The 20,245-nt window shown below is 70.0% G+C and carries 18 protein-coding genes; 4 read left to right on the top strand and 14 right to left on the bottom strand.

Annotated elements, in window-relative coordinates:
* Window positions 1–9: 9 nt before the first annotated feature.
* The 14 genes from tssH to galM form a co-directional block, all read right to left on the bottom strand.
* Entirely contained in the window at window positions 10–2,727 is a 2,718-nt protein-coding gene (gene tssH, locus FHT26_RS16140; RefSeq protein WP_168561145.1) for a type VI secretion system ATPase TssH, read from the bottom strand.
* A complete protein-coding gene (gene tssG / locus FHT26_RS16135) occupies window positions 2,720–3,808 on the bottom strand; it encodes a type VI secretion system baseplate subunit TssG (protein ID WP_210427438.1) in 1,089 nt (362 codons plus the stop codon). The genes tssH and tssG overlap by 8 nt, the downstream gene beginning before the upstream one ends.
* Window positions 3,805–5,673 (bottom strand): type VI secretion system baseplate subunit TssF, encoded by a 1,869-nt coding sequence (gene tssF / locus FHT26_RS16130; RefSeq protein ID WP_168561144.1) that lies wholly within the window; start codon window positions 5,671–5,673, stop codon window positions 3,805–3,807. Before tssF ends, tssG begins: the two co-directional genes overlap by 4 nt.
* Before the next feature lie 12 nt (window positions 5,674–5,685).
* Window positions 5,686–6,210 carry a type VI secretion system baseplate subunit TssE gene (gene tssE / locus FHT26_RS16125; RefSeq protein ID WP_168561143.1) on the bottom strand — a complete coding sequence of 175 codons (525 nt, stop codon included), beginning with the start codon at window positions 6,208–6,210 and terminating at the stop codon, window positions 5,686–5,688.
* A 9-nt stretch (window positions 6,211–6,219) separates the two neighbouring features.
* Window positions 6,220–7,062: a type VI secretion system accessory protein TagJ gene (locus FHT26_RS16120; RefSeq protein ID WP_168561142.1), complete on the bottom strand. Its 843-nt coding sequence runs from the start codon at window positions 7,060–7,062 to the stop codon at window positions 6,220–6,222.
* A 1-nt stretch (window position 7,063) separates the two neighbouring features.
* Window positions 7,064–7,549, bottom strand: coding sequence for an Hcp family type VI secretion system effector (locus FHT26_RS16115; protein ID WP_168561141.1), 486 nt, complete (start codon window positions 7,547–7,549; stop codon window positions 7,064–7,066).
* Between the two features lie 104 nt (window positions 7,550–7,653).
* On the bottom strand, window positions 7,654–8,136 hold the full coding sequence (locus FHT26_RS16110; protein ID WP_168561140.1) for an Hcp family type VI secretion system effector: 483 nt from the start codon (window positions 8,134–8,136) through the stop codon (window positions 7,654–7,656).
* A gap of 186 nt (window positions 8,137–8,322) precedes the next feature.
* A complete protein-coding gene (tssC, locus tag FHT26_RS16105) occupies window positions 8,323–9,816 on the bottom strand; it encodes a type VI secretion system contractile sheath large subunit (RefSeq protein ID WP_168561139.1) in 1,494 nt (497 codons plus the stop codon).
* Between the two features lie 25 nt (window positions 9,817–9,841).
* A complete protein-coding gene (gene tssB / locus FHT26_RS16100; protein WP_168561138.1) occupies window positions 9,842–10,351 on the bottom strand; it encodes a type VI secretion system contractile sheath small subunit in 510 nt (169 codons plus the stop codon).
* 53 nt (window positions 10,352–10,404) lie between these two features.
* Window positions 10,405–11,424 carry a type VI secretion system protein TssA gene (gene tssA / locus FHT26_RS16095; RefSeq protein ID WP_168561137.1) on the bottom strand — a complete coding sequence of 340 codons (1,020 nt, stop codon included), beginning with the start codon at window positions 11,422–11,424 and terminating at the stop codon, window positions 10,405–10,407.
* Window positions 11,425–11,513: 89 nt separating this feature from the next.
* Window positions 11,514–12,860: a HAMP domain-containing sensor histidine kinase gene (locus tag FHT26_RS16090; RefSeq protein ID WP_168561136.1), complete on the bottom strand. Its 1,347-nt coding sequence runs from the start codon at window positions 12,858–12,860 to the stop codon at window positions 11,514–11,516.
* Window positions 12,857–13,546: a response regulator transcription factor gene (locus FHT26_RS16085; protein ID WP_168561135.1), complete on the bottom strand. Its 690-nt coding sequence runs from the start codon at window positions 13,544–13,546 to the stop codon at window positions 12,857–12,859. The genes FHT26_RS16090 and FHT26_RS16085 overlap by 4 nt, the downstream gene beginning before the upstream one ends.
* Window positions 13,547–13,667: 121 nt before the next feature.
* Window positions 13,668–14,135 (bottom strand): Spy/CpxP family protein refolding chaperone, encoded by a 468-nt coding sequence (locus FHT26_RS16080; RefSeq protein ID WP_168561134.1) that lies wholly within the window; start codon window positions 14,133–14,135, stop codon window positions 13,668–13,670.
* A 107-nt stretch (window positions 14,136–14,242) separates the two neighbouring features.
* Window positions 14,243–15,265, bottom strand: coding sequence for a galactose-1-epimerase (gene galM, locus FHT26_RS16075; protein WP_168561133.1), 1,023 nt, complete (start codon window positions 15,263–15,265; stop codon window positions 14,243–14,245).
* 80 nt (window positions 15,266–15,345) lie between these two features.
* Between galM and FHT26_RS16070 the strand changes: the two genes are divergently transcribed.
* The 4 genes from FHT26_RS16070 to FHT26_RS16055 are packed head-to-tail and all read left to right on the top strand — an operon-like array spanning window position 15,346 to window position 20,169.
* The gene (locus FHT26_RS16070; RefSeq protein WP_168561132.1) at window positions 15,346–16,809 is read left to right on the top strand and encodes a potassium/proton antiporter; all 1,464 of its coding nucleotides are present in this window, start codon (window positions 15,346–15,348) and stop codon (window positions 16,807–16,809) included.
* Between the two features lie 8 nt (window positions 16,810–16,817).
* Entirely contained in the window at window positions 16,818–19,274 is a 2,457-nt protein-coding gene (locus FHT26_RS16065) for a ligase-associated DNA damage response DEXH box helicase (RefSeq protein ID WP_246867928.1), read from the top strand.
* Window positions 19,274–19,672, top strand: coding sequence for a YkvA family protein (locus tag FHT26_RS16060; RefSeq protein WP_168561130.1), 399 nt, complete (start codon window positions 19,274–19,276; stop codon window positions 19,670–19,672). The genes FHT26_RS16065 and FHT26_RS16060 overlap by 1 nt, the downstream gene beginning before the upstream one ends.
* Entirely contained in the window at window positions 19,669–20,169 is a 501-nt protein-coding gene (locus FHT26_RS16055; protein WP_168561129.1) for a thermonuclease family protein, read from the top strand. The genes FHT26_RS16060 and FHT26_RS16055 overlap by 4 nt, the downstream gene beginning before the upstream one ends.
* The last annotated feature ends 76 nt before the right edge of the window (window positions 20,170–20,245 follow it).

Genomic DNA, 20,245 nt, shown 5'->3' with positions numbered 1-20,245 from the left:
GGTCGCTCCTCAGAACGCGTAATGGAAGTTGTTGTCGACGACGCTGACCGTCACCCGCTCGATCGGCGCGCCGTCCATCATGCGGGTCAGGAACTCCTTCGAGATGTCCGGCAGCATCGTGTTGGTCAGGATCGCGTCGATCATCCGGCCGCCCGATTCGCTCTCGGTGCAGCGGCTCACGACCAGCTTCACCACGTCGTCGCCGACCTCGAACGGGATCTTGTAGCGCGCCTCGACGCGCTTCTTGATGCGCCCGAGCTGCAGCTTGACGATCTGCCCGAGCATCTCGTCCGACAGCGGGTAGTACGGGATCGTCACCAGCCGGCCCAGCAGCGCCGGCGGGAAGATCTTCAGCAGCGGCTCGCGCAGCGCCTTCGCCAGCCCCTCGGCCTCGGGCATCAGCTCCGGGTCCTTGCACATGTTGGCGATCAGCTCGGTGCCGGCGTTCGTCGTCAGCAGGATCAGCGTGTTCTTGAAGTCGATGAAGCGGCCTTCGCCGTCTTCCATGAAGCCCTTGTCGAACACCTGGAAGAACATCTCGTGCACGTCCGGGTGGGCCTTCTCCACCTCGTCGAGCAGCACCACCGAATAGGGCTTGCGCCGCACCGCTTCGGTCAGCACGCCGCCTTCGCCGTAGCCGACGTAGCCGGGCGGCGCGCCCTTCAGCGTCGAGACGGTGTGGGCCTCCTGGAACTCGCTCATGTTGATCGTGATCAGGTTCTGCTCGCCGCCGTACAAGGCCTCGGCCAGCGCCAGCGCCGTCTCGGTCTTGCCGACGCCCGAGGTGCCGGCCAGCATGAACACGCCGATCGGTTTGCTCGGGTTGTCGAGCCCGGCCCGCGAGGTCTGGATGCGCTTGGCGATCATCTCCATCGCATGGTCCTGGCCGATCACGCGCTGGCTCAGCAGCGACGCCACCTTCAGGATGGTTTCCATCTCGTTGCGCGCCATGCGGCCGACCGGGATGCCGGTCCAGTCGCCGACCACGCCGGCGACCGACTGGTAGTCGACCGTCGGCAGGATCAGCGGGTGTTCGCCCTGCAGCGCGGCCAGTTCGGCCTGCACCCGCTTCAGCTCGGCGAGCGTCGCGGCGCGGTCTTCGTCGGACAGCTTCGGCACGTCGGCGGCGACCACCTCCGCAGTCTTCTCCACGCTCTTCTCCAGCGCGCTGCCGGTGCCCTCGACCGCGCCGGCCACGCCGCGCAGCTTCGAGCGCAGCGCGAGCAGCTGGTCGACCAGGACCTTCTCGGCCGTCCAGCGCGTCTTCAATTCATCGAGCCGCTGGCGCTCGATGCCGAGCTGCTCGGTGACGATCGCGCTGCGCTCGCGGGTGTCGATGCCGATCGCCGACTCGCGGCCGATGATGCCCTGCTCGGTCTCCAGCGCCTCGATGCGCTTGCTGCAGTCGTCCACCTCGGCCGGCGTCGCATGCAGGCTGACGGCCACGCGGGCGCACGCGGTGTCGAGCAGGCTGACCGATTTGTCGGGCAGCTGGCGCGCCGGGATGTAGCGGTGGCTCAGCTTCACCGCCGCTTCGAGCGCCTCGTCGAGGATCTGCACCTTGTGGTGCTTCTCCATCGTGGAGGCCACGCCGCGCATCATCAGGATCGCCTTCGGCTCGTCCGGCTCGTCGACCTGCACGCTCTGGAAGCGCCGCGTCAGCGCCGGGTCTTTCTCGATGTACTTCTTGTACTCGGCGAAGGTGGTCGCGCCGATGGTGCGCAGCTGGCCGCGCGCGAGCGCCGGCTTCAGCAGGTTGGCGGCGTCGCCGGTGCCGGCCGCGCCGCCGGCGCCGACCAGCGTGTGGGTCTCGTCGATGAACAGGATGATCGGCTTCTCGCTCGCCTGCACCTCGTCGATCACCGAACGCAGCCGCTGCTCGAACTCGCCCTTCATGCTGGCGCCGGCCTGCAGCAGGCCGACGTCGAGCGTGCGCAGCGTCACGTCCTTCAGCGCCGGCGGCACGTCGCCGCGCGCGATGCGTTGCGCGAAGCCTTCGACCACCGCGGTCTTGCCGACGCCGGCCTCGCCGACCAGGATCGGGTTGTTCTGGCGGCGCCGCATCAGGATGTCGACCACCTGGCGGATCTCGTCGTCGCGGCCGACGATCGGGTCCATCTTGCCGCCGCGGGCCTGCTCGGTCAGGTCGGTCGTGAAGCGCTTCAGCGCCTCCTGCTTGCCCATCGCGGCCGGTGCGATCGCTTCGCTGGCCTCGCCCGGCGCGCCGCCGTCGCTGGCGGCCTGCGCATGCTCGGGCGATGCCGCCAGCAGCGACGCGAAGCGGTCGATCAGGTCGTCGAGCTTGATGCGTTCGAACTGCTTGCTGATCGCCAGAAGCGCATTGCGCAGCGACGGCGTCTTCAGCGCGCCGACCAGCAGGTAGCCGGTGCGCACCTGGCGGTCGCCGAACATCAGCGAGCCGTAGACCCAGCCGCGTTCGACCGCGTTCTCGACGATGCTCGACAGGTCGGTCACCGACGTGGCGCCGCGCGGCAGCCGGTCGAGCGACTGCGTCAGGTCAGCCACCAGCTGCGCGCCGTCGAGCTCGTAGTGCTTGACGATGCGGTGCAGGTCGCTGTCGTTGCCGTTCAGGATCTGGTAGATCCAGTGCTGCAGCTCGACATAAGGGTTGCCGCGCAGCTTGCAGAACACCGTGGCGCCTTCGATGGCCTTGTAGGCGATCGGGTTGAGCTTGCCGAAGAGGGCGGTGCGACTGATTTCAGCCATGGTCGTTCCTTGGGGTGGAAGGGTGCGCGGTGACGGCCGTCATCTGCGCCGGGTTCAACAGGAGTTCGCCGCGGTCGGGGTGCGGCGTCTTGCGGCCGAGCCAGCTGGTCAGGCCGAGTGCCGCCGGTGTCGCGCCCGACAGGCCGAGCGCCGGCACCGCGCTGCCCTGCAGGATCAGCCGCAGGTCCCACAGCATCTCGAAGCCGAGCAGCTGGCGCATCCAGTCGCGCAGCTCGACCAGCGAGCGCTGGCCGGGCAGGAACTGTCGGTACTGCGCGAGCGTCAGCGGCCCGATGTGCAGCCGCAGCTTGTACTGGCGGTCCCACACCTTGCTGCCGGCCACCGCCGAGACGCCGAGCGTCGCGCCCATGCCGCCGCGGCCGCCGAGGCGGGTGCGGTCCTCAGGCCGCAGCGGCAGCCAGTGGCCGACGTGCGACTCGACGCGGATCGGCACCGCGAAGTACTGGCGCAGCACCTTGACGATCGACTCGGGCCGGCGCGTCGCGCTCGCCAGGTGGCCGCTCATGAAGCGCTTGGCCGCATCGGGCACCTGGTCGGCGCGGTGCAGCGCGGCAGGCGCCTGGCCGAACAGCGCGCCGACCCATTTGGCGAACTGGTCGTCGCTCGCGCGGTCGGCCTGCACGGCCGGCTGCGACTGCGCCCACGCGCGGTAGAACAGCAGCAGCATGCGGTGGTGGAACAGGTCGGCGAAGCGCGCGAAGGTGGCATCGCCGTGGTTGCGCAGCCGGTCGCGCGCGTGTTCGGTGTAGTGCAGCGGCAGCGGCCCCATCGGGCCGAACAGCCCGAAGAAGCGCACGCCGAGCCGCGGCACGTTGCGCTCGCTGGCGTCGAACGACATCACGCCGGCCGGCGCGAAATCGAGCTCCGGGTCCTGGCCCAGCCGCACCGGCTCGGCCCCGGGCCGCAGCGCCGAGCCGAGCCGCGGCGATTGCGGCCAAAGCGCATCGATCTGGCGCAGCACCGCGAAGAAGTCGTGCGCCCACGGCTGCTTCGCGAGCTCGTCGAACAGCCGCGTGCGGCGTTCGTGCAGGGCCTGCGGGTCCGGCGGCGTGGCGCTCACAGCATCGCCTTCGAGCCGACGCGCGGCTGCGATCGCAGGATCTCGCCGCGCGTCGCCGAGCGGACGATGGTTTCGGAAAAACTGTTGGCCGACGCATGCCGGGCATAGAAATGCTCCAGCACGCAGCCGAGCAGGAAGGCGCTCGAACCCTGGAAGCCGAGCTCGTCGACGGTGGTGGTCACCTCGACGCCACAGCCGAAGGTCAGCGGCCCGGGGAAGGGCAGCCTTCGCACCACCGCGCGCGCGTCCACCGCCTGGATGCCCTCGACCTGCTTGGCCCAGCTGACGTCCTGTTCCGGCCCGTGCAGCGCCATCAGGCTGCGCAGCGCCGACGCGGCACGGCGCGGGTCTTCGCCGGCGATGCTCAGGTAGTTCAGCGTCAGCAGGCTGACCAGCGACCAGCCGACGTCGCCGCGCGCGATGCGCTGCACCGGCCGCGACGGGCCGCGCATCGTCTCGATGCGGCCGGCCGGGCCGGCGACGTCGAGCGCCCAGGTGCTGGCCGAGCCGGGCAGCAGCGTCGGCAGGTCGCGGTTGGTGACCAGCGCGGTCAGCGAGACCTGGCGGATGTCTTCGCGGTACGGCGCGTTGCGCGGGTCGACCAGCGACAGGAACACCTCCTGGCCGACGTAGGCCGAGCGCGGCCCCTCGAGGCGCTGCCGGCTCGACAGCAGCCGCGGCTCGCGGCGCAGCGTGTAGAACGCGCCGTGGTTGCGCGACTCTTCGTGGAAGGTGGCGTACAGCGGCAGGAAGCGCTGCTCGGCGACCTGGCCGGTGCCGAAGCCGGTGACGCTCTCGATCGTGTGGACCTCGTAGTCCATCGGCCGCGTGCGGTCGGGCACCGCATGGTGCTCGAAGCTGCCCGGGCCGAGCTGGATGCGGTCGAGCCGCTTCGGGAACAGGTTGATCGCCGGTGTGCAGTACAGCGCGAGGCTGTTCGCATCGACCAGCGATTCGAGCGCCGGCTCGCCGCGGCCGAACAGCAGCACGATCTCGCATTCGCTGCTGTCGATGCGCGCCAGCCGCCGCGCCAGGTCGGTGACCGAGAAGAACAGGAAGCGCTGCGGCAGCGCCGCGTACTCCTGCAGCAGCCGGTGGCCGCTGAAGCCGCGCAGCGTGTCGGGCAGCAGCGCCCGCTCGTCGTCGTAGCCGACCGCCTCGACCGACGCACCGTCGGCATAGCCCTGGTTCGGCGAGCGCGCGGCACCACCGTGCACCCAGGTCGCGAGGCTCGCGCCCAGCACCAGCTCGTGCAGGCGGAACGCGACGTCGTCGCCGGCGCTGATGTAGAAGCTCAGCTGCTCCATCGGCAGCTGGCTGAACTTGAGGCCGGCGCTCGCCTTCAGCCGGATGCGCAGGCCGCCGCGCACCTGGCGGGCCGGCGGCAGGTGGGCCAGCGGCAGGTCGGGTGCGTGCGTGAAGTACTGCACCGCGTCGATCTCGACCGGCCACAGCGTCACGTCGTGCGCGGTGCGGAATTCGCAGCGGGTGTTCTGGCCGCGCACCAGCTCGCTGTGCAGCGCGCTGCCGCGCTTGACGCCGAAGCCGCGCGCCAGGTTCGGATCGAGCGGGTCGGGCCGCATGCGCGCGATCATCGTCGACGGCATCGGCGACAGGAAGCCGGGGTAGACGGTCTCCAGCAGGTGCTGGATCAGCCGCGGGTGCTCGGCGTCGATCTTCAGCTGCACCCGCGCGGCCATGAAGGCAAAGCCCTCCAGCAGCCGTTCGACGTACGGATCGGTGACCTCGACGCCGTCCATCGACAGGCGCGCCGCGATCTTCGGAAACTCTTTCGCGAACTCGGCGCCGACCTCTTTCAGGTGCCCGAGTTCGTCGTTGTACAGGCGCAGCAGGTTCGGATCCATGCTCGTGGCCGCTTACGTTTTTCGTTTCAGGGAGCCGCCCGCGGCGTCGCGCACCTCGATCTGCCCGGCCTCCAGGTCGACCTGGGTGCGCAGCAGCAGCTCCAGCGGCACCGGCTGGGCCCACATGAAGCCGCGGATCTCGAACTCGATGACGTTGTGGGTGTCGAGCACGCTGGACGGTTCGAGCGCTTTGACGTCGAGCGAGTCTTCCATCACGCGCGGCTCGAAGCGCAGGATGGCCTGCTTGATCGTGCGCTCGAGCAGCGGCACGTCGATGCGCGACGCGAGCTGTCCCGACATCGGCGGCAACCCGTAGTTGATGACCGACTCGCCGGCCAGCGGGTAGGTTTGCGACAGCAGCGGCATCGGCTTGACGGCGTTCAGCAGCCACGACAGGTCGCGCAGCACCGCCTCGCGGATCTGCGCCTTGTTCATCACGCGGCTGTCGTCGGACTCGACGCGCGACTGCGGGTCGAGGTCGGTCAGGCGGTCGAGCAGGACCGGCTGCAGCCGATCGCGTACCTCATGGTTGGCCATGGTCTTCGGTCAAGCCGCGGCGTCCGGCGTCGGCTCGTCGTCGGCCACCGGCAGCGGTTCGAGCGTGATCTCGCGCACCGCCAGCAGGTCGCTGTCGTGCTCGCCCAGCGCCAGCACGCGCTGGCCGATGCCGCGGAAGTGTTCGTCGTTCAGCGCGTGCCATTCGGTGCGGCGCGCCAGCTGCGCGAGCGCATCGCCTTCGGTCGCGGTGCCGGGGTAGCGGGTCGGGATCAGCGCGACCGACTGGCCGCCGTTGGTGAAGTCGAGCTGTGCGGCGCTCCACACCATGTCGCGCAGGTCGGCCGGTTCCTCGATCGTGATCTTCGTCAGCGCGCTGAACGGCACCCAGCAGTAGCGGCCGTTGATCAGCGCTTCGAGCACCGGGCCGAGCCGCGAATCGGCGTCGGCGATCCAGTCGAACGGCTGGCCGTTCAGCGTGCCGGGCGTCGGCGGCGCGGCGTCGAAGGCATCGCGGCGCAGCTTCGCGGCGACGGCCGCATCGCCGCGCGCATCGGCCATCAGCGCCTCGACCAGCCACGCCACCCAGGCCTGCGGGCGGCCGAACACCATCGGCGTGGTCTTGCCGGCGAACACCGATTCGCGCAGCGTCTCGCACTTCAGCGCCTCGCGGTAGGTGTTGACCATCGGCAGCGTCGACGCGTCGAGCTCGCCGCACACCTCCAGCTGCGTCATCGCGCGCGGCCATTGGCCCAGCACGCACAGCAGCTGGAACAGGAAGACGCGCAGCTTCGGATCGGCCGGCTTGGCGCGCACGCCGTCCTGCAGGCTCTTCAATGCGGCATCGGTGCGACCCTCCTTCAGGGCCTGTTCGGCGGCTTGGACGGGCGTCATGTCAGGCCGTCACTTCGTTCTCGAAGGTGTTCACGCCCTTGGCGGCGCCCGCCATGTCCTGCGCGCGGTACTCGACCTTCACCTTGAAGAAGGCGATGCGGATCTCCTCGATCAGCTCCGGCGCGCCGTCGGTCTCGTTGCGCAGCCGATGCGACAGGATGCGCGCCTTCTCGACGGTGATCGTCAGGTACGGGATCGACGCCATGCCGCCGGCCTTGTGGACCGACAGCGTCGCCTTCTTGATGATTTCGTTGCTGCGCAGCGCGGACATCAGCCCGGTGCTGGCCGAATCGACGCGCTTGCGCACGACCAGTTCCTGCATCGTCGTGCGGGCGGCCGCGCTGCCGAAGGCGGTCGCATTGCCGTCCAGGCCCCAGCTCCAGCCGACGACCTCGATCTCGTCGGTGTGCTTGGCATCGCGCGATTCGCCCTTGATCGGGCCCTGCGCCGTGCCCTCGACCTTCAGGTACATGTCGGCCTTGGCCATGTTCTTTCCTCGGTGGCGTTTGAGTTGTCGGGGTCACGCAATGAACACCGCCACGAAACGGCCCGAAGGCCGATCCGTGGCGTGCGCAGGAAGCCTGCGACCGGTCACTTGACTTCGTTCTTCTCGCGGTCGATGCCGACGGTGCTGGTGGAACCCTTGCCGCCGGTGTCCGACTGCGTGGTGTATTCCATCTTGAACTTCGCGAAGTTCAGGCTGATGTTTTCCGTCAGCCGGTCTTCGCCGCCGCTGCCGCCGGTCGACAGCGACGACACGATGACGCTCTCGAGCGTGATCTTGATGTACTCGAGCGGCTTGTCGCCGGCCTTGCGCACGGTCAGCACGGCCTGCTTGATGTGCGTGCCCTTGAAGCTGGCCATCGCCAGCGCGGTCGACGCGGCGTCGACGTACTTGGTCAGCGACAGGTCCTGGATGCTGACCTTGCCCGAACCGCCGCCGGCGCCGTTGCCGAACGAGGCGCTCTGCGCGCAGCCCCAGTTCCATGCCAGGACGTCGATCTCGTCCTTGTGCGACGAATCCTTCGATTCGCCCTTGATGTCACCGATCTTGATGAACATGTCTACAGCCATGATGCTTCTCCTTCAACTGAGTTGACCCGCTTGTGGGATGCCGGGAGAGGGGTGCCGCGACGTCTGGGTATTCCGTCGCGCGCCCGGCGTTTCTGTTTCGTTTCCCGGCAAGCTGAACCTCCCGGGCTGCGATTCGCGCGGCACGCCGTGGGAGGTTCCACGCCGGCCCCGCTTTCCTGCACCTGATCAGGCCGCCTTCTGGGAGGGCAGCTTGGACACCAGGCGCAGAGACACTGTCAAACCTTCCAGCTGGTAGTGGGGACGCAGGAAGAACTTCGAGCTGTAGTAGCCCGGGTTGCCTTCGACCTCTTCGACCACCACCTCGGCCGCCGCCAGCGGGCGACGTGCCTTGGTGTCTTCCGACGAGTGGGCCGGATCCCCGTCCACGTAGTTCATGATCCAGTCCTGCAGCCAGCGCTGCACTTCGTCGCGCTCCTTGAACGAGCCCACCTTGTCGCGCACGATGCACTTCAGGTAGTGCGCGAAGCGGCAGGTCGCGAACAGGTACGGCAGGCGCGCGGCCAGGTTGGCGTTGGCCGATGCGTCGGGGTCGTCGTACTCGGCCGGCTTCTGCAGCGATTGCGCGCCGATGAAGGCCGCGAAGTCGGAGTTCTTGCGGTGCACCAGCGGCATGAAGCCGTTCTTCGCGAGCTCGGCCTCGCGCCGGTCGCTGATCGCGATCTCGGTCGGGCACTTCATGTCGACACCGCCGTCGTCGGTCGGGAAGGTGTGCGTCGGCAGGCCTTCGACCGCGCCGCCCGATTCGATGCCGCGGATGCGCGAGCACCAGCCATACTGCTTGAAAGAACGATTGATGTTGACCGCCATCGCGTACGCCGAGTTCGCCCAGGTGTACTTGGTGTGGTCGGCGCTGCCGGTGTCTTCCTCGAAGTTGAAGGCCTCGACCGGGTTGGTCTTCGCGCCGTACGGGATGCGCGCCAGGAAGCGCGGCATCGCCAGGCCGATGTAGCGGGCGTCGTCCGATTCGCGCAGCGAGCGCCAGCCGGCGTATTCGGGCGTCGTGAAGATCTTGCTCAGGTCGCGCGGGTTCGCCAGTTCCTGCCACGAACCCATCTGCATCAGGCTCGGGTCGGCGGCGGCGATGAACGGCGAGTGGGCCGCGGCCGAGACCTTCGCGATCTCGCCCAGCAGCTCGACGTCGGGCGGGGTCTGGCCGAAGTAGTAGTCGCCGACCAGGCAGCCGAACGGCTCGCCGCCGAACTGGCCGAATTCTTCTTCGTAGACGCGCTTGAAGATCGGGCTCTGGTCCCAGGCCGTGCCCTTGTAGCGCTTCAGCGTCTTGCTGAGCTCCGTCTTGCTGATGTTCATCACGCGGATCTTCAGCTGCTCGTCGGTCTCGGTGTTGTTGACGAGGTGGTGCAGCCCGCGCCACGCGCTTTCCAGTTGCTGGAAGTCGGGGTGGTGCATGATCAGGTTGATCTGCTCGCTGAGCTTCTTGTCGAGCTCGGCGATCATCGCCTCGATCGAGTTGACGACATCGGTGCCGATCAGCTTGGTCTGCGCGAGCGCCTGCTGCGCGAGCGTCAGGATGGCGGTCTCGACCGCCGATTTCGCCTCGTCGCTCTTCGGCTTGAATTCCTTGTTCAGCAGGCTGGCGAAATCGCCGCCCTGGAATTCGACGCCCTGCAGCGCGGAGGATTGGTTCTGTGCTTCTGCCATTGCGTTCTCCTGTGTCGCGCTGCGCTTATTCGGCCTTCGGCTCGTCGGCCTTCCTGGCGCCCGCCAGGCTGCTCAGCAGCGCCGGGTCGGCCATCACCTTGGCCAGCAGTTCTTCGGCGCCGCTCTTGCCGTCCATGTAGGTGATCAGGTTCGACAGCTGCTGGCGGGCTTCGAGCAGCTTGCGCAGCGCATCGTTGTTGCGCGCGATCGCCGCCGGCGAGAAGTCGTCCATGCTGTTGAAGGTGAGGTCGACGCTGACGTTGCCCTCGCCGGTCAGCGTGTTGGGCACCTGGAACGCGACGCGCGGCTTCATCGACTTCATGCGGCTGTCGAAGTTGTCGACGTCGAACTCGAGGAACTTGCGGTCGGCCACCGGCGCGAGCGGGTCGGCCGGCTTGCCCGACAGGTCGGACAGCACGCCCATCACGAACGGAAGCTGCACCTTCTTCTCGGCGCCGTAGAGCTCCACGTCGTATTCGATCTGGACACGCGGCGCGCGGTTGCGGGCGATGAATTTCTGACTGCTGGTGGCCATGGTGGACTCCGTGGTGTTGACAGGCCCTAGGGCGGGTTCGGTGGTTCGGTTTGCTACTGGTCGGGACTGCCGGCGATGCGTTCGACCTGGCCGAGGCCGTCGGACGCGAGGTCGCGGATGATGTCCATGAAATTCTTGCCCATCAGCCGCTGCGCGCGGCGGATCAGCAGCGGCGCCGGGTTGCTGGGTTCGTTGCGTTCGATCCATTCGCAGACGCGGTCCAGCGTGCGGCTGACGTCCTCGCGGCTGCGCAGCGCGCCGACCGCGACGGCGCTGCCGCCGGTGGCCGTGGCACCGCCGGCATCGCCGCCGTCGGTCGCTTCAGCGGCAGCCTCGCCGTCGGATGCCTCGGCCTGCGCCGCGGCGCTCGCGAGGCACTGGGCCAGCACGCGCAGCGGGCGCAACTCGGGGCCCTGGCTGCCGCCGACCTTGTCGATCAGCACCGCCTCGATGCGGGCCATCTCGTCGCCGGCCTGCTTCAGCGCGGCCAGCGTGCCGGGGGCCTGGGCTTCGGCGGCCTTCAGCGCTTGCTGCACGCCTTCGGGGCTGGGGGCGGATTCATTGCTGTTCGGCTGGGCCTTGCCGGCGGCCAGCTCGATCTGGCGCACGGTGAGTTGCGTGCGGCCGCCGCCGACCGGGGCGTGGCGCAGGTCGGCCAACCCGAACGACGGATCGACCAGCGGTGCCAGCGCGTTCAGGCGCATCGTCGGGTCGTTGTTGTCGTCGGCGTCGAGCAGCGGGTAGGCGTGGTCCCAGTGGCGTTCCAGCAGGCCGGCGATCAGCGCCAGCGCGCTGGCGTACATGGCCGCGCCGCGCTGGCGGGCGCCGGAACGGGCCAGCAGCACGGCCACCCGCAGGTCGCGGGTGCGCTCGGCGAGCTGGCGGGATTGCTCGAAAACGGTGCGCCAGTCGGGGTCTTCGGCCGGGATCACGGTGTCGCCGAACTGCTGCTCGGGCTTGCCGCGCGAGGCTTCTTCCAGCGCGAGGAACGCCGGGTCGTACTCCAGGTCCGGCCCGCAGGGCGCGTCGTCGGAGAGCGGCGCCAGCAGTTCTTCGACGGGGAGGGCGTTCATGGAGGTGCAGGACGGCAGGCAGTGACGATGGGGTGGACTCTAGAAAGGAGGGGAGTCCTCCACATCTGCCGAAAGTCACTTCTTCACGGTCAGGGCTCCGTTCTTGCCCCGTTGGTTCCCCCATGTCCAGGGGGGGCGAAGCGCATCGACACCTCGAGTCCCGGCCCGGCCAGCCGGATCTGCAGCGCGCTGCCGTGCGCCTGCGCGACCAGCCGGCACAGGTACAGCCCCAGGCCGACGCCGCCGGTGCTGCGCTGGCGCGCACGGTCGAGCCGGTAGAAGGCCTGGCTGAGCTGGGCCAGCTGCTCCGGCGGCACGCCCGGGCCGTGGTCGCGCACGCTGAGTGTCACGCCGCCGTCATCGTCGAGCCGGGTGGCGACGACCGGCGGCCGGCCGGCGTCGGCCGCATGGCGCAGCGCGTTGTCGACCGCGTTGCGCAGCAGCAGCCGCAGCCGCATCCGGTCGAGCGCCAGCATCGGCAGCGCCGGCGCCAGCTGCTGCTCGACCGGCTGGCCGGCGAAATGCGCCGCCAGCGTGTCGGCGACCAGCGCGTTCAGGTCGGTCGGCTCGCGCTGCAGCGCGGCATGGCCGGACGCCAGGCGCTCGCTCTCCAGCAGGTCGCTGACCAGGTCGCGCATCTCGGCCAGGTCGCGCAGCAGCGCGGCGCGCTCCGGGCTGTCGTCGATCAGCTCGGCGTTCACGCGCGCGCGGGTCAGCGGCGAGCGCAGCTCGTGGCTGATGGCCAGCAGCAGGCCGCGCTTGGCGTCGAGCATCGCGCGGATCTCCTGCGCCATCGTGTTGACCTGGCGGGCCAGGTCGCCGAGTTCGTCGTCGCGCCGCACTGGAATGGCGTCGTCGAACTCGCCGCGGCCGAAGCGGATCGCGCCGGCGCGGATGTCGTCCAGCGGCCGCAGCAGGTGCCGCACATGCCGGAACGCGATCCAGGTGATCGCCAGCAGCAGCGTCAGCGTGCCCCAGCCGACCCATTTCGGGTGCGCCGCCGGGCTGGGCGGCGCGAGGCCGAACACCAGCCGGTGGCCGTCGGCCAGCGTGCGAATATGGATCATCCCCTCGGGGTTGCCGGGCGAGGCGATGCGCTGCCACGGTGCCGGGCGCTGCGGGTGCGAATCCCACTGGACCTGCGGGCCGTCGATGTGCAGCGAGATCGGCAGCCGCGCGACCAGCGCCTTCGCGCGTTCGACGTCGGGCGGCGTGCCGATGTCGGCGGCCAGCAGCGTGACGTAGTCGGCCAGCAGCGGGCGACCCCAGCCCTGCCAGCCCAGGCGCACGATCTCCTTCATGCCGACCAGGAAGATCACCGTGGTGCCGAGCGCGAGCAGCAGGAACAGCCGCACCAGCTTCCACTTCAGCGAGTGGTTGACCCGCTGGCGGGCGCGATTCCAGGAACGAGACCAGGGGCGCGTCCAGGGGTTCATGCGGCGGGCCCGGCCGCGAAGCGGTAGCCGACGTTGCGCATCGTCTTGATGCAGTCCAGCGGTTCGAGCTTCTTGCGCAGGCGGCTGACCAGGATGTCGACGGCGCGGGTGTAGAGGTCGTCGGCGGCCTGGCCGCGCAGCTGCTCCAGGATCTCGTCGCGCGAGAACACCTTGCCGGGCATCGTCGCCAGCATCACCAGCAGCTCGAACTCGGTGCTGGTCAGCTCGAGCGGCTGGCCGTGGCGGCGAGCTTCGCGGCGTTGCAGGTCGATCTGCAGGCCGTCGAACGCCAGCTGGGTCGGTGCGTTCAGGCGCAGCGAGCTCGGCCGGGTGCGGCGCAGGATGGCCTGCACGCGCACCAGCAGCTCGCGCGGCTCGAAGGGCTTGGGCAGGTAGTCGTCGGCGCCGAGCTCGATGCCGACGACGCGGTCCATCACGTCGCCGCGCGCGGTCAGCATCACGATCGGGATGTCGCTGAAGCGGCGGATCTCGCGGCACACCTGGAAGCCGTCCATCTCGGGCAGCATCACGTCGAGGATCGCGAGATCGTAGGTCACGCCGCGCAGCGCCGGCAGCGCGGCGCTGGGCCGCGTGACGGCGTCGAGGTCGAGATCGTGGCGGTGAAAGTAGGTCCGCAACGGCCCTGCCAAGTGTTCGTCGTCGTCGATCAGCAGGATTCGTTGCATGAGCGATTGTGCAAGCGCAGCGAAGCACCCATCAAGCAACTCTCCGAGGAACCGGCTTCGCCGGGCCTCTGGAGCGGCGGCCCCTCGGGGGGCAGGAGCGCAGCGACGTGGGGGCCGTCATTCAGCTCCACGGCCCGTGCCGGCGCTGCAGGAAGTCGCGCACCTGCCGCTGCTGCTCCGGCCGCAGGCTGTCGTAGAAATCGCCGACCGCCGCGACCAGCTTCGGGCTGCCGTCGCGCACGCTCGCGAGCTTGCTGTTGATCAGGTCCTGCGCGTGCCAGCGGTCGAAGGTGCCGTCGCCCATCAGCGCCTGGAACTGCGCGCGCGGGTCGGCGCTGCCGCGCAAGGCCTGGCGCTGCTGCTGCAAGGTGTCGATCAGCACGCCGAGCCGCGCCTGCTGCACCGCATCGAGGTCGAGGCTGCGCGTCGCATGGTCGATGGCCCGCGACTTGAAGCGCGCGACGTCGGCCTCGCTCATCGATTCCCAGCGCCCGAAACCGTGCGGATGCTGCGACCACGCCGCGAAGCCGCCGAACAGGGCCGAGGCGCCGAAGACGCCGATCAAGGTGCGTTTGAGCCAGGGTCGCATGAAGAATCCTCCTGCAGGTGTGAACATGGCCTGCATGCTCGGCGCTGCGTCTTCCGGCGTCTTGTCGTGGCGGTATCGCTGTGTATCGTTTTTATTCAGGCTTCTTTTCAGCGCGCGGTGAACACGTAGCGCAGCGCCTGCTCGAACCGCTGCCCCGGCCGCAGCACGCAGCCCGGCCACTCGGGGTGGTTCGGCGTGTCGGGCGAGTACTGCGGCTCCAGCGCGAACCCGGCGTGCTGCGCATAGGTGGCGCCGGCCACGCGCGTCGGCGTGCCGGGCAGGTAGTTGCCGCTGTAGAACTGCAGCGCCGGCAGCCGCGTGTGCAGCGCGAGCGTCACCCGGCCGTCGCCCGACAGCACCTCGGCCGCCGGTGCGCGGCCATCGGCGCAATCCGCATCCAGCCAGTACGAGTGGTCGTAGCCGCGCGTGAGCTGCTGCTGCTCGTCGCGCATCAGCGCCTCGCCGATCGGGCGCGGCGCGCGGAAGTCGAAGCCGGTGCCGGCGACGTCGCGGCGCTCGCCGGTCGGGATCGAACCGGCATCGACCGGCAGGAACTGCTGCGCCGCGATGCGCAGCCGGTGTGCGCGGATGTCGCCGCCCGGCGCATCGCCGTCGAGGTTGAAATACGCATGGTTCGTCAGGTTGACCGGGCACGGCGCGCTGACGGTGGCCGCCAGTTCCACCTGCACGGCGAGGTCGTCGCCGAGCCGGTAGCGCACCGTCGTCTCCATGCGGCCCGGGTAGCCCTGGTCGCCGTCTTCGCTGGTGAGCGACAGCACCAGCTCGGTCGGCGTGTGCGAGACGGGCGTCCACACGCGCTTGTCGAAGCCGACCGGCCCGCCGTGCAGCTGGTTGCGGCCTTCGTTCGGCGCCACCGCCACCTCGCGCCCGTCGAGCGGGAAGCGCGCGCCGCCGATGCGGTTGGCATAGCGGCCGATGGTGGCGCCGAGGTAGCCGGTCTGCCGGCGGTAGTCGTCGAGCCGGGCGCAGCCCAGCAGGACCTCGCGCGATGCGCTGCCGGGCAGCGGCACGGTGCAGGACACCCAGGTGGCGCCGTGGTCCATCACCTGGATGGACAGGCCGGCGGCGTTGGTCAGCGTGAAGACAGCGGTATCGAGGGCGAGGCTCATGCGGATGTAGGCAAAGGACTGCAGCGAAATCAGTCCGCCAGTGTGCCTCGGGTTGAAGGCCCTCTGATAAGGTCGCCGCGATGCACGCCTTCCTCCTCCTGCTGCTGGCGAGCGGGCTGTTGATCTTCGTCAGCCTGCTCGCGGGCGTGTTCTCGGCCCGGCTCGGGCTGTCGTTCCTGCTGGTGTTCCTGGCCGCCGGCATGCTGATCGGCGTGGACGGCCCGGGCGGGTTGCGCTTCGACGACACGCAGATGACGGCCTGGGTCGGCAACGCCGCGCTCGCGGTGATCCTGCTCGAGGGCGGCATCAGCACCCCGATGGCCAGCGTGCGCGCCGGGCTGAAGCCGGCGCTGTCGCTCGCGACGCTCGGCGTCGTTCTGACCGCGTTGATGGTCGGCGCGGTCGCGGTGGCGGTGATGGGTGTCGAATGGCGCCATGGCTTCCTGCTCGGCGCGATCGTCGCGTCGACCGATGCGGCGGCGGTGTTCTCGCTGCTGCGCCATGCCGGCATCGAGCTGCCGGAGCGGGTGTCGGCCACGCTGGAGATGGAGTCCGGCCTGAACGACCCGATGGCGGTGTTCCTGACGCTCGCGATGACGGCCGCGATCCGCACGCACGCCGGGCTCGGCGAACTCGCGCTGCTGTTCGCGACGCAGGCCGGCTTCGGCCTCGCGATCGGCCTGGCCGGCGGCTGGGGCGTCGCCTGGCTGCTGAACCGGCTGACGCTGACCGTCGAGCACGGCGGGCTGCTCGCGCTGATCGTGCTGTCGGGCGGGCTCGCGGTGTTCGCGGCGGCCGGCCTGGTCGAAGGCTCGGGCTTCCTCGCCGTCTACCTGTTCGGGCTGCAGGTGCGGGCGCGGGCCGAGGCGGCGGCGCATGGCGCGTCATCGGCGCTCGACGGTTTTGCGTGGGCCGCGCAGGCCAGCCTGTTCGTGCTGCTCGGGCTGCTGGTGTCGCCGCGGCAGATGCTGGGCATGGCGGTGCCGATCGTCGCGGTGGTGGCGGCGCTGCTGTTCGTCGCGCGGCCGCTGGCGGTGTGGCTGTGCCTGGCGCCGCTGCGCTTTCCGGCGGCGCAGCGGCTGTTCATCGGCTGGGTCGGCCTGCGCGGCGCGGTGCCGATCGTGCTGGCGCTGTTCCCGCTGATGGCCCAGGTGCCCGACAGCTACCGCTTCTTCAACATCGCGTTCGGCGTGGTGCTCGCGTCGCTGCTGATGCAGGGCACCTCGCTGCGCTGGGTCGCGAACCGGCTCGGCGTGGTCGAGCCGCCGGCGCTGCCGCCGGATGAAGAACGCGCGGTGCAGGGCCGGCTGACGCTCGACGCGCAGCTGCCGCTGGCCGACGTGTTCGCGTTCTTCCAGCTGCCGGTGCCGCACAACGCCGGGCCGTCGCTCGGCGACTGGATGACCGACAGCCTGGCGCGCGGGCATGCCGAAGGCGACGCCGTCGAATGGCATGGCGCGCATTTCGAGGTGCAGGAGATGGCGGACGGGCGGGTGTCGCGGGTCGCGATGGCGCTGCGCTCGCGGGATCCGCAGGCGCAATGAACAGGCGCATGGCGGGCCTCGGCGCGCGCTGGTTCGCGCAACGCGGCTGGAAGCCGTTCCCGTTCCAGCGCGAGGTGTGGAAAGCGATGGCCGACGGCCGCAGCGGCCTGCTGCATGCCACCACCGGGGCCGGCAAGACCTATGCGGTGTGGTTCGGCGCGCTGGCGAACGCGGCGCGCTGCGGCGTCGACCCGCTGGCGGCCAAGTCGCCGCCGCTGGGCGTGCTGTGGATCACGCCGATGCGTGCGCTGGCCGCCGATTCGGCGCGTGCGCTGCAGGTGCCGCTGGCCGAACTGGGCAGCGGCTGGAGCCTCGGCCTGCGCACCGGCGACACCGCGTCGGCCGAGCGCGCGCGGCAGGACCGGCGCTTCCCGACCGTGCTGGTGACGACCCCCGAATCGCTGAGCCTGATGCTGACCCGCGAGGCCGCGCGCGACGAACTGGCCGGCGTGCACACCGTGATCGTCGACGAATGGCACGAGCTGATGGGCAACAAGCGCGGCGTGCAGGTGCAGCTGGCGCTGGCGCGGCTGAAGCGCTGGAACCCGGGCCTGGTCACCTGGGGGTTGAGCGCGACGCTCGGCAACCTGGACGACGCGATGCGCGTGCTGCTGGGCGACACGCCCGGCACCGCGGTGCGCGGCAGCCTCGACAAGAGGCTGGTGATCGACACGCTGCTGCCGCACGAGCCGGGCCGCTTCTCCTGGGGCGGGCACCTGGGCAAGCAGATGCAGCAGCCGGTGGTCGACGAGATCGAGCGATCCGGCACCACGCTGGTGTTCGTCAACATGCGCTCGCAGGCCGAGGCCTGGTACCAGATGCTGATCGCGCAGCGCCCGGAGTGGGCCGGCACCGTCGCGCTGCACCACGGCTCGCTCGACCCGTCGGTGCGCGAATGGGTGGAACTGGGGCTGAAGGAGGGGCGGCTGAAGGCGGTCGTCGCGACCTCGTCGCTGGACCTGGGGGTCGATTTCCTGCCGGTGGAGCGGGTGTTGCAGATCGGCTCGGCCAAGGGCATCGCGCGGCTGCTGCAGCGCGCCGGCCGCAGCGGCCATGCGCCGGGCCGGCCGAGCCGCATCACGCTGGTGCCGACCAACACGCTCGAGCTGGTGGAAGCGGTGGCCGCGCGCCGCGCCGCGCAGCAAGGTCGCATCGAGAAGCGCGCGACGCCCGAGAAGCCGTTCGACGTGCTGGTGCAGCACCTGGTGACGGTGGCGCTCGGCGGTGGCTTCACCGCCGATGCGCTGTACGGCGAGGTGACCGCCGCGCACGCCTACCGCGCGCTGGCGCGCGACGAGTTCGACTGGGCGCTGGCCTTCGTCGAACGCGGCGGCAGCAGCCTGGGGGCCTACCCGGAATACCACCGCGTGCAACTGGTCGACGGCGTGTACCGCGTGCCCGACCGCGGCATCGCGCGGCGTCACAAGCTGCAGGTGGGCACCATCGTCGCCGACTCGGCGATGCAGGTGAAGTACCTGAGCGGCGGGCGCATCGGCACGGTGGAAGAAGGCTTCATCGCGAGGTTGCGCGCCGGCGACTGCTTCGTCTTCGCCGGCCGCACGCTCGAATACGTGCGCACGCAGGAGATGACGGCTTACGTGCGGCGCGCCGAGGGGCGCAAGGGCGTCGTGACGAGCTGGGCCGGCAGCAAGATGCCGCTGTCGAGCGAGCTGGCCGATGCGGTGCTGGATGTGCTGGCCGGGGCCGACGCCGGCGATTTCGACGCGCCGGAGCTGCAGGCCGCGCGGCCGATGCTGCTGGCGCAGCAGCGCATTTCGCGGCTGCCGACGCCGGGCACGCTGCTGGTCGAGCGCATCCGCTCGCGCGAGGGCCAGCATCTGTTCCTGTACCCGTTCGGCGGGCGCAACGTGCACATCGGCCTGGCGAGCCTGCTGGCCTGGCGGCTCGCGCGCGACGCGCCCAACACCTTCAGCATCTCGATCAACGACTACGGGCTGGAGCTGCTGAGCGCGTTGCCGATCGACCCGCAACCGCTGCTGGACGGCGCGCTGTTCGGCGACGCGCAGCTGCAGGACGACGTGCTCGCGAGCCTGAATTCGAGCGAGCTGGCGCGCCGGCGTTTCCGCGAGATCGCGCGCGTGGCCGGGCTGATCTTCACCGGCTACCCGGGGCAGGCCAAGAGCGCGCGCCAGCTGCAGGCGTCGAGCACGCTGTTCTACGAGGTGTTCCGCAAGTACGACGGCGGCAACCGGCTGCTCGACCAGGCGGAGAACGAGGTGCTGAGCCAGGAGCTTGACATCCGGCGGCTCGCCGCCAGCTTGGAGCGCATGCGGGGCCAGCGCGTCGTGTTCGTCGAGCTCGAGGTGCCCAGCCCGTTCGCGCTGCCGCTGATGGTGGAGCGCTTTCGCGAGAAACTCACCACCGAGAAGCTCAACGACCGCCTGGCCCGCATGCTCAAGGACATGGAGCGCGCGGCCGGTCCCGGCAACCAGGACCCCCGATGATGTTGCGCAAATCCCGGCTGCTGCGCGCGGCCAACACCGCCCGGCTGGCGACCTACCTGATCGCGCTGTGGAAGCTGTTCAAGCACCCGCAGGCACCGCGCGGCGCCAGATGGGTGGCGGTCGCGGTGCTGGCGTATGCCGTCAGCCCGATCGACCTGATCCCCGATTTCATCCCGGTGCTCGGGCAATTGGACGACCTGCTGATCATTCCGCTCGGCGTCGCGCTGGTGCGGCGCATGACGCCGGACCCGCTGTGGCAGCAGTTGCTGGTCGATGCCGAGAAGGCGCGCGAGAAGCTGCCGCGCTGGTGGTGGGGCGCGTTCGTGGTCGTCGTCGTGTGGCTGCTGCTGGTCGGCGGCTTCGTCTGGTGGTTGTGGCACGGGTTGTTCGGCGCATGACGCGGCAGTGGGGGTGGTGGCTCGGCCTGCTGATCGCGGCGGGGCCGGCGGGGGCGGCCAGTGGCGTCGTGACCCACGTGACCGATGGCGACACGCTGTGGGTGCGGGTCGACGGCGCATCGCCGCGCGCGAAGCCGAAGAAGCTGCGGCTGCAGGGCATCGATGCACCGGAGCGTTGCCAGGCCTGGGGACCGCAGGCGGCCGAGGCGCTCGGCCAGCGTGTGCTGCAGCGGCGCGTGCGCTTCGAGACGGTGGCGCAGGACGGCTACCACCGCAGCATTGCGCGGGTGTCGGTCGACGGCGACGATGTGGCCGCGTGGATGGTGGCGCACGGGCATGCCTGGGGCGACCACTACCGGCGGCGCGATGGCGGCCGCTATGGGGCGCTCGAAGCGCAGGCGAAGGCCGCGCGGCGCGGGCTGTTCGCGCAGCCCGGGGCGATCGAGCCGCGGGTGTTCCGTAGGATGCATGGGAGTTGCAAAGTCGGCGCACACTGACCGTTACATCGTTTGCCGGGGCGGAAGACGAATCGGTGACAGCGGCGCCCTAACATCGGCGCCAACGGCAACAGGG

The organism is Rhizobacter sp. SG703 (assembly GCF_012275445.1).
GTDB lineage: Bacteria > Pseudomonadota > Gammaproteobacteria > Burkholderiales > Burkholderiaceae_C > Rhizobacter.
Note: the sequence above shows the minus strand (reverse complement) of the source record. Positions and strands in the feature narration are given on the sequence as shown.

Coding starts and splice junctions, on each gene's coding strand:
- tssC (WP_168561139.1), bottom strand. CDS start 9,816: ATGGCAGAAGCACAGAACCAATCCTCCGCGCTGCAGGGCGTCGAATTC.
- FHT26_RS16110 (WP_168561140.1), bottom strand. CDS start 8,136: ATGGCTGTAGACATGTTCATCAAGATCGGTGACATCAAGGGCGAATCG.
- tssF (WP_168561144.1), bottom strand. CDS start 5,673: ATGGATCCGAACCTGCTGCGCCTGTACAACGACGAACTCGGGCACCTG.
- tssA (WP_168561137.1), bottom strand. CDS start 11,424: ATGAACGCCCTCCCCGTCGAAGAACTGCTGGCGCCGCTCTCCGACGAC.
- FHT26_RS16120 (WP_168561142.1), bottom strand. CDS start 7,062: ATGACGCCCGTCCAAGCCGCCGAACAGGCCCTGAAGGAGGGTCGCACC.
- FHT26_RS16060 (WP_168561130.1), top strand. CDS start 19,274: ATGTTGCGCAAATCCCGGCTGCTGCGCGCGGCCAACACCGCCCGGCTG.
- tssE (WP_168561143.1), bottom strand. CDS start 6,210: ATGGCCAACCATGAGGTACGCGATCGGCTGCAGCCGGTCCTGCTCGAC.
- FHT26_RS16115 (WP_168561141.1), bottom strand. CDS start 7,549: ATGGCCAAGGCCGACATGTACCTGAAGGTCGAGGGCACGGCGCAGGGC.
- FHT26_RS16085 (WP_168561135.1), bottom strand. CDS start 13,546: ATGCAACGAATCCTGCTGATCGACGACGACGAACACTTGGCAGGGCCG.
- tssB (WP_168561138.1), bottom strand. CDS start 10,351: ATGGCCACCAGCAGTCAGAAATTCATCGCCCGCAACCGCGCGCCGCGT.
- FHT26_RS16080 (WP_168561134.1), bottom strand. CDS start 14,135: ATGCGACCCTGGCTCAAACGCACCTTGATCGGCGTCTTCGGCGCCTCG.
- FHT26_RS16065 (WP_246867928.1), top strand. CDS start 16,818: ATGGCGGGCCTCGGCGCGCGCTGGTTCGCGCAACGCGGCTGGAAGCCG.
- FHT26_RS16055 (WP_168561129.1), top strand. CDS start 19,669: ATGACGCGGCAGTGGGGGTGGTGGCTCGGCCTGCTGATCGCGGCGGGG.
- tssH (WP_168561145.1), bottom strand. CDS start 2,727: ATGGCTGAAATCAGTCGCACCGCCCTCTTCGGCAAGCTCAACCCGATC.
- FHT26_RS16090 (WP_168561136.1), bottom strand. CDS start 12,860: ATGAACCCCTGGACGCGCCCCTGGTCTCGTTCCTGGAATCGCGCCCGC.
- galM (WP_168561133.1), bottom strand. CDS start 15,265: ATGAGCCTCGCCCTCGATACCGCTGTCTTCACGCTGACCAACGCCGCC.
- FHT26_RS16070 (WP_168561132.1), top strand. CDS start 15,346: ATGCACGCCTTCCTCCTCCTGCTGCTGGCGAGCGGGCTGTTGATCTTC.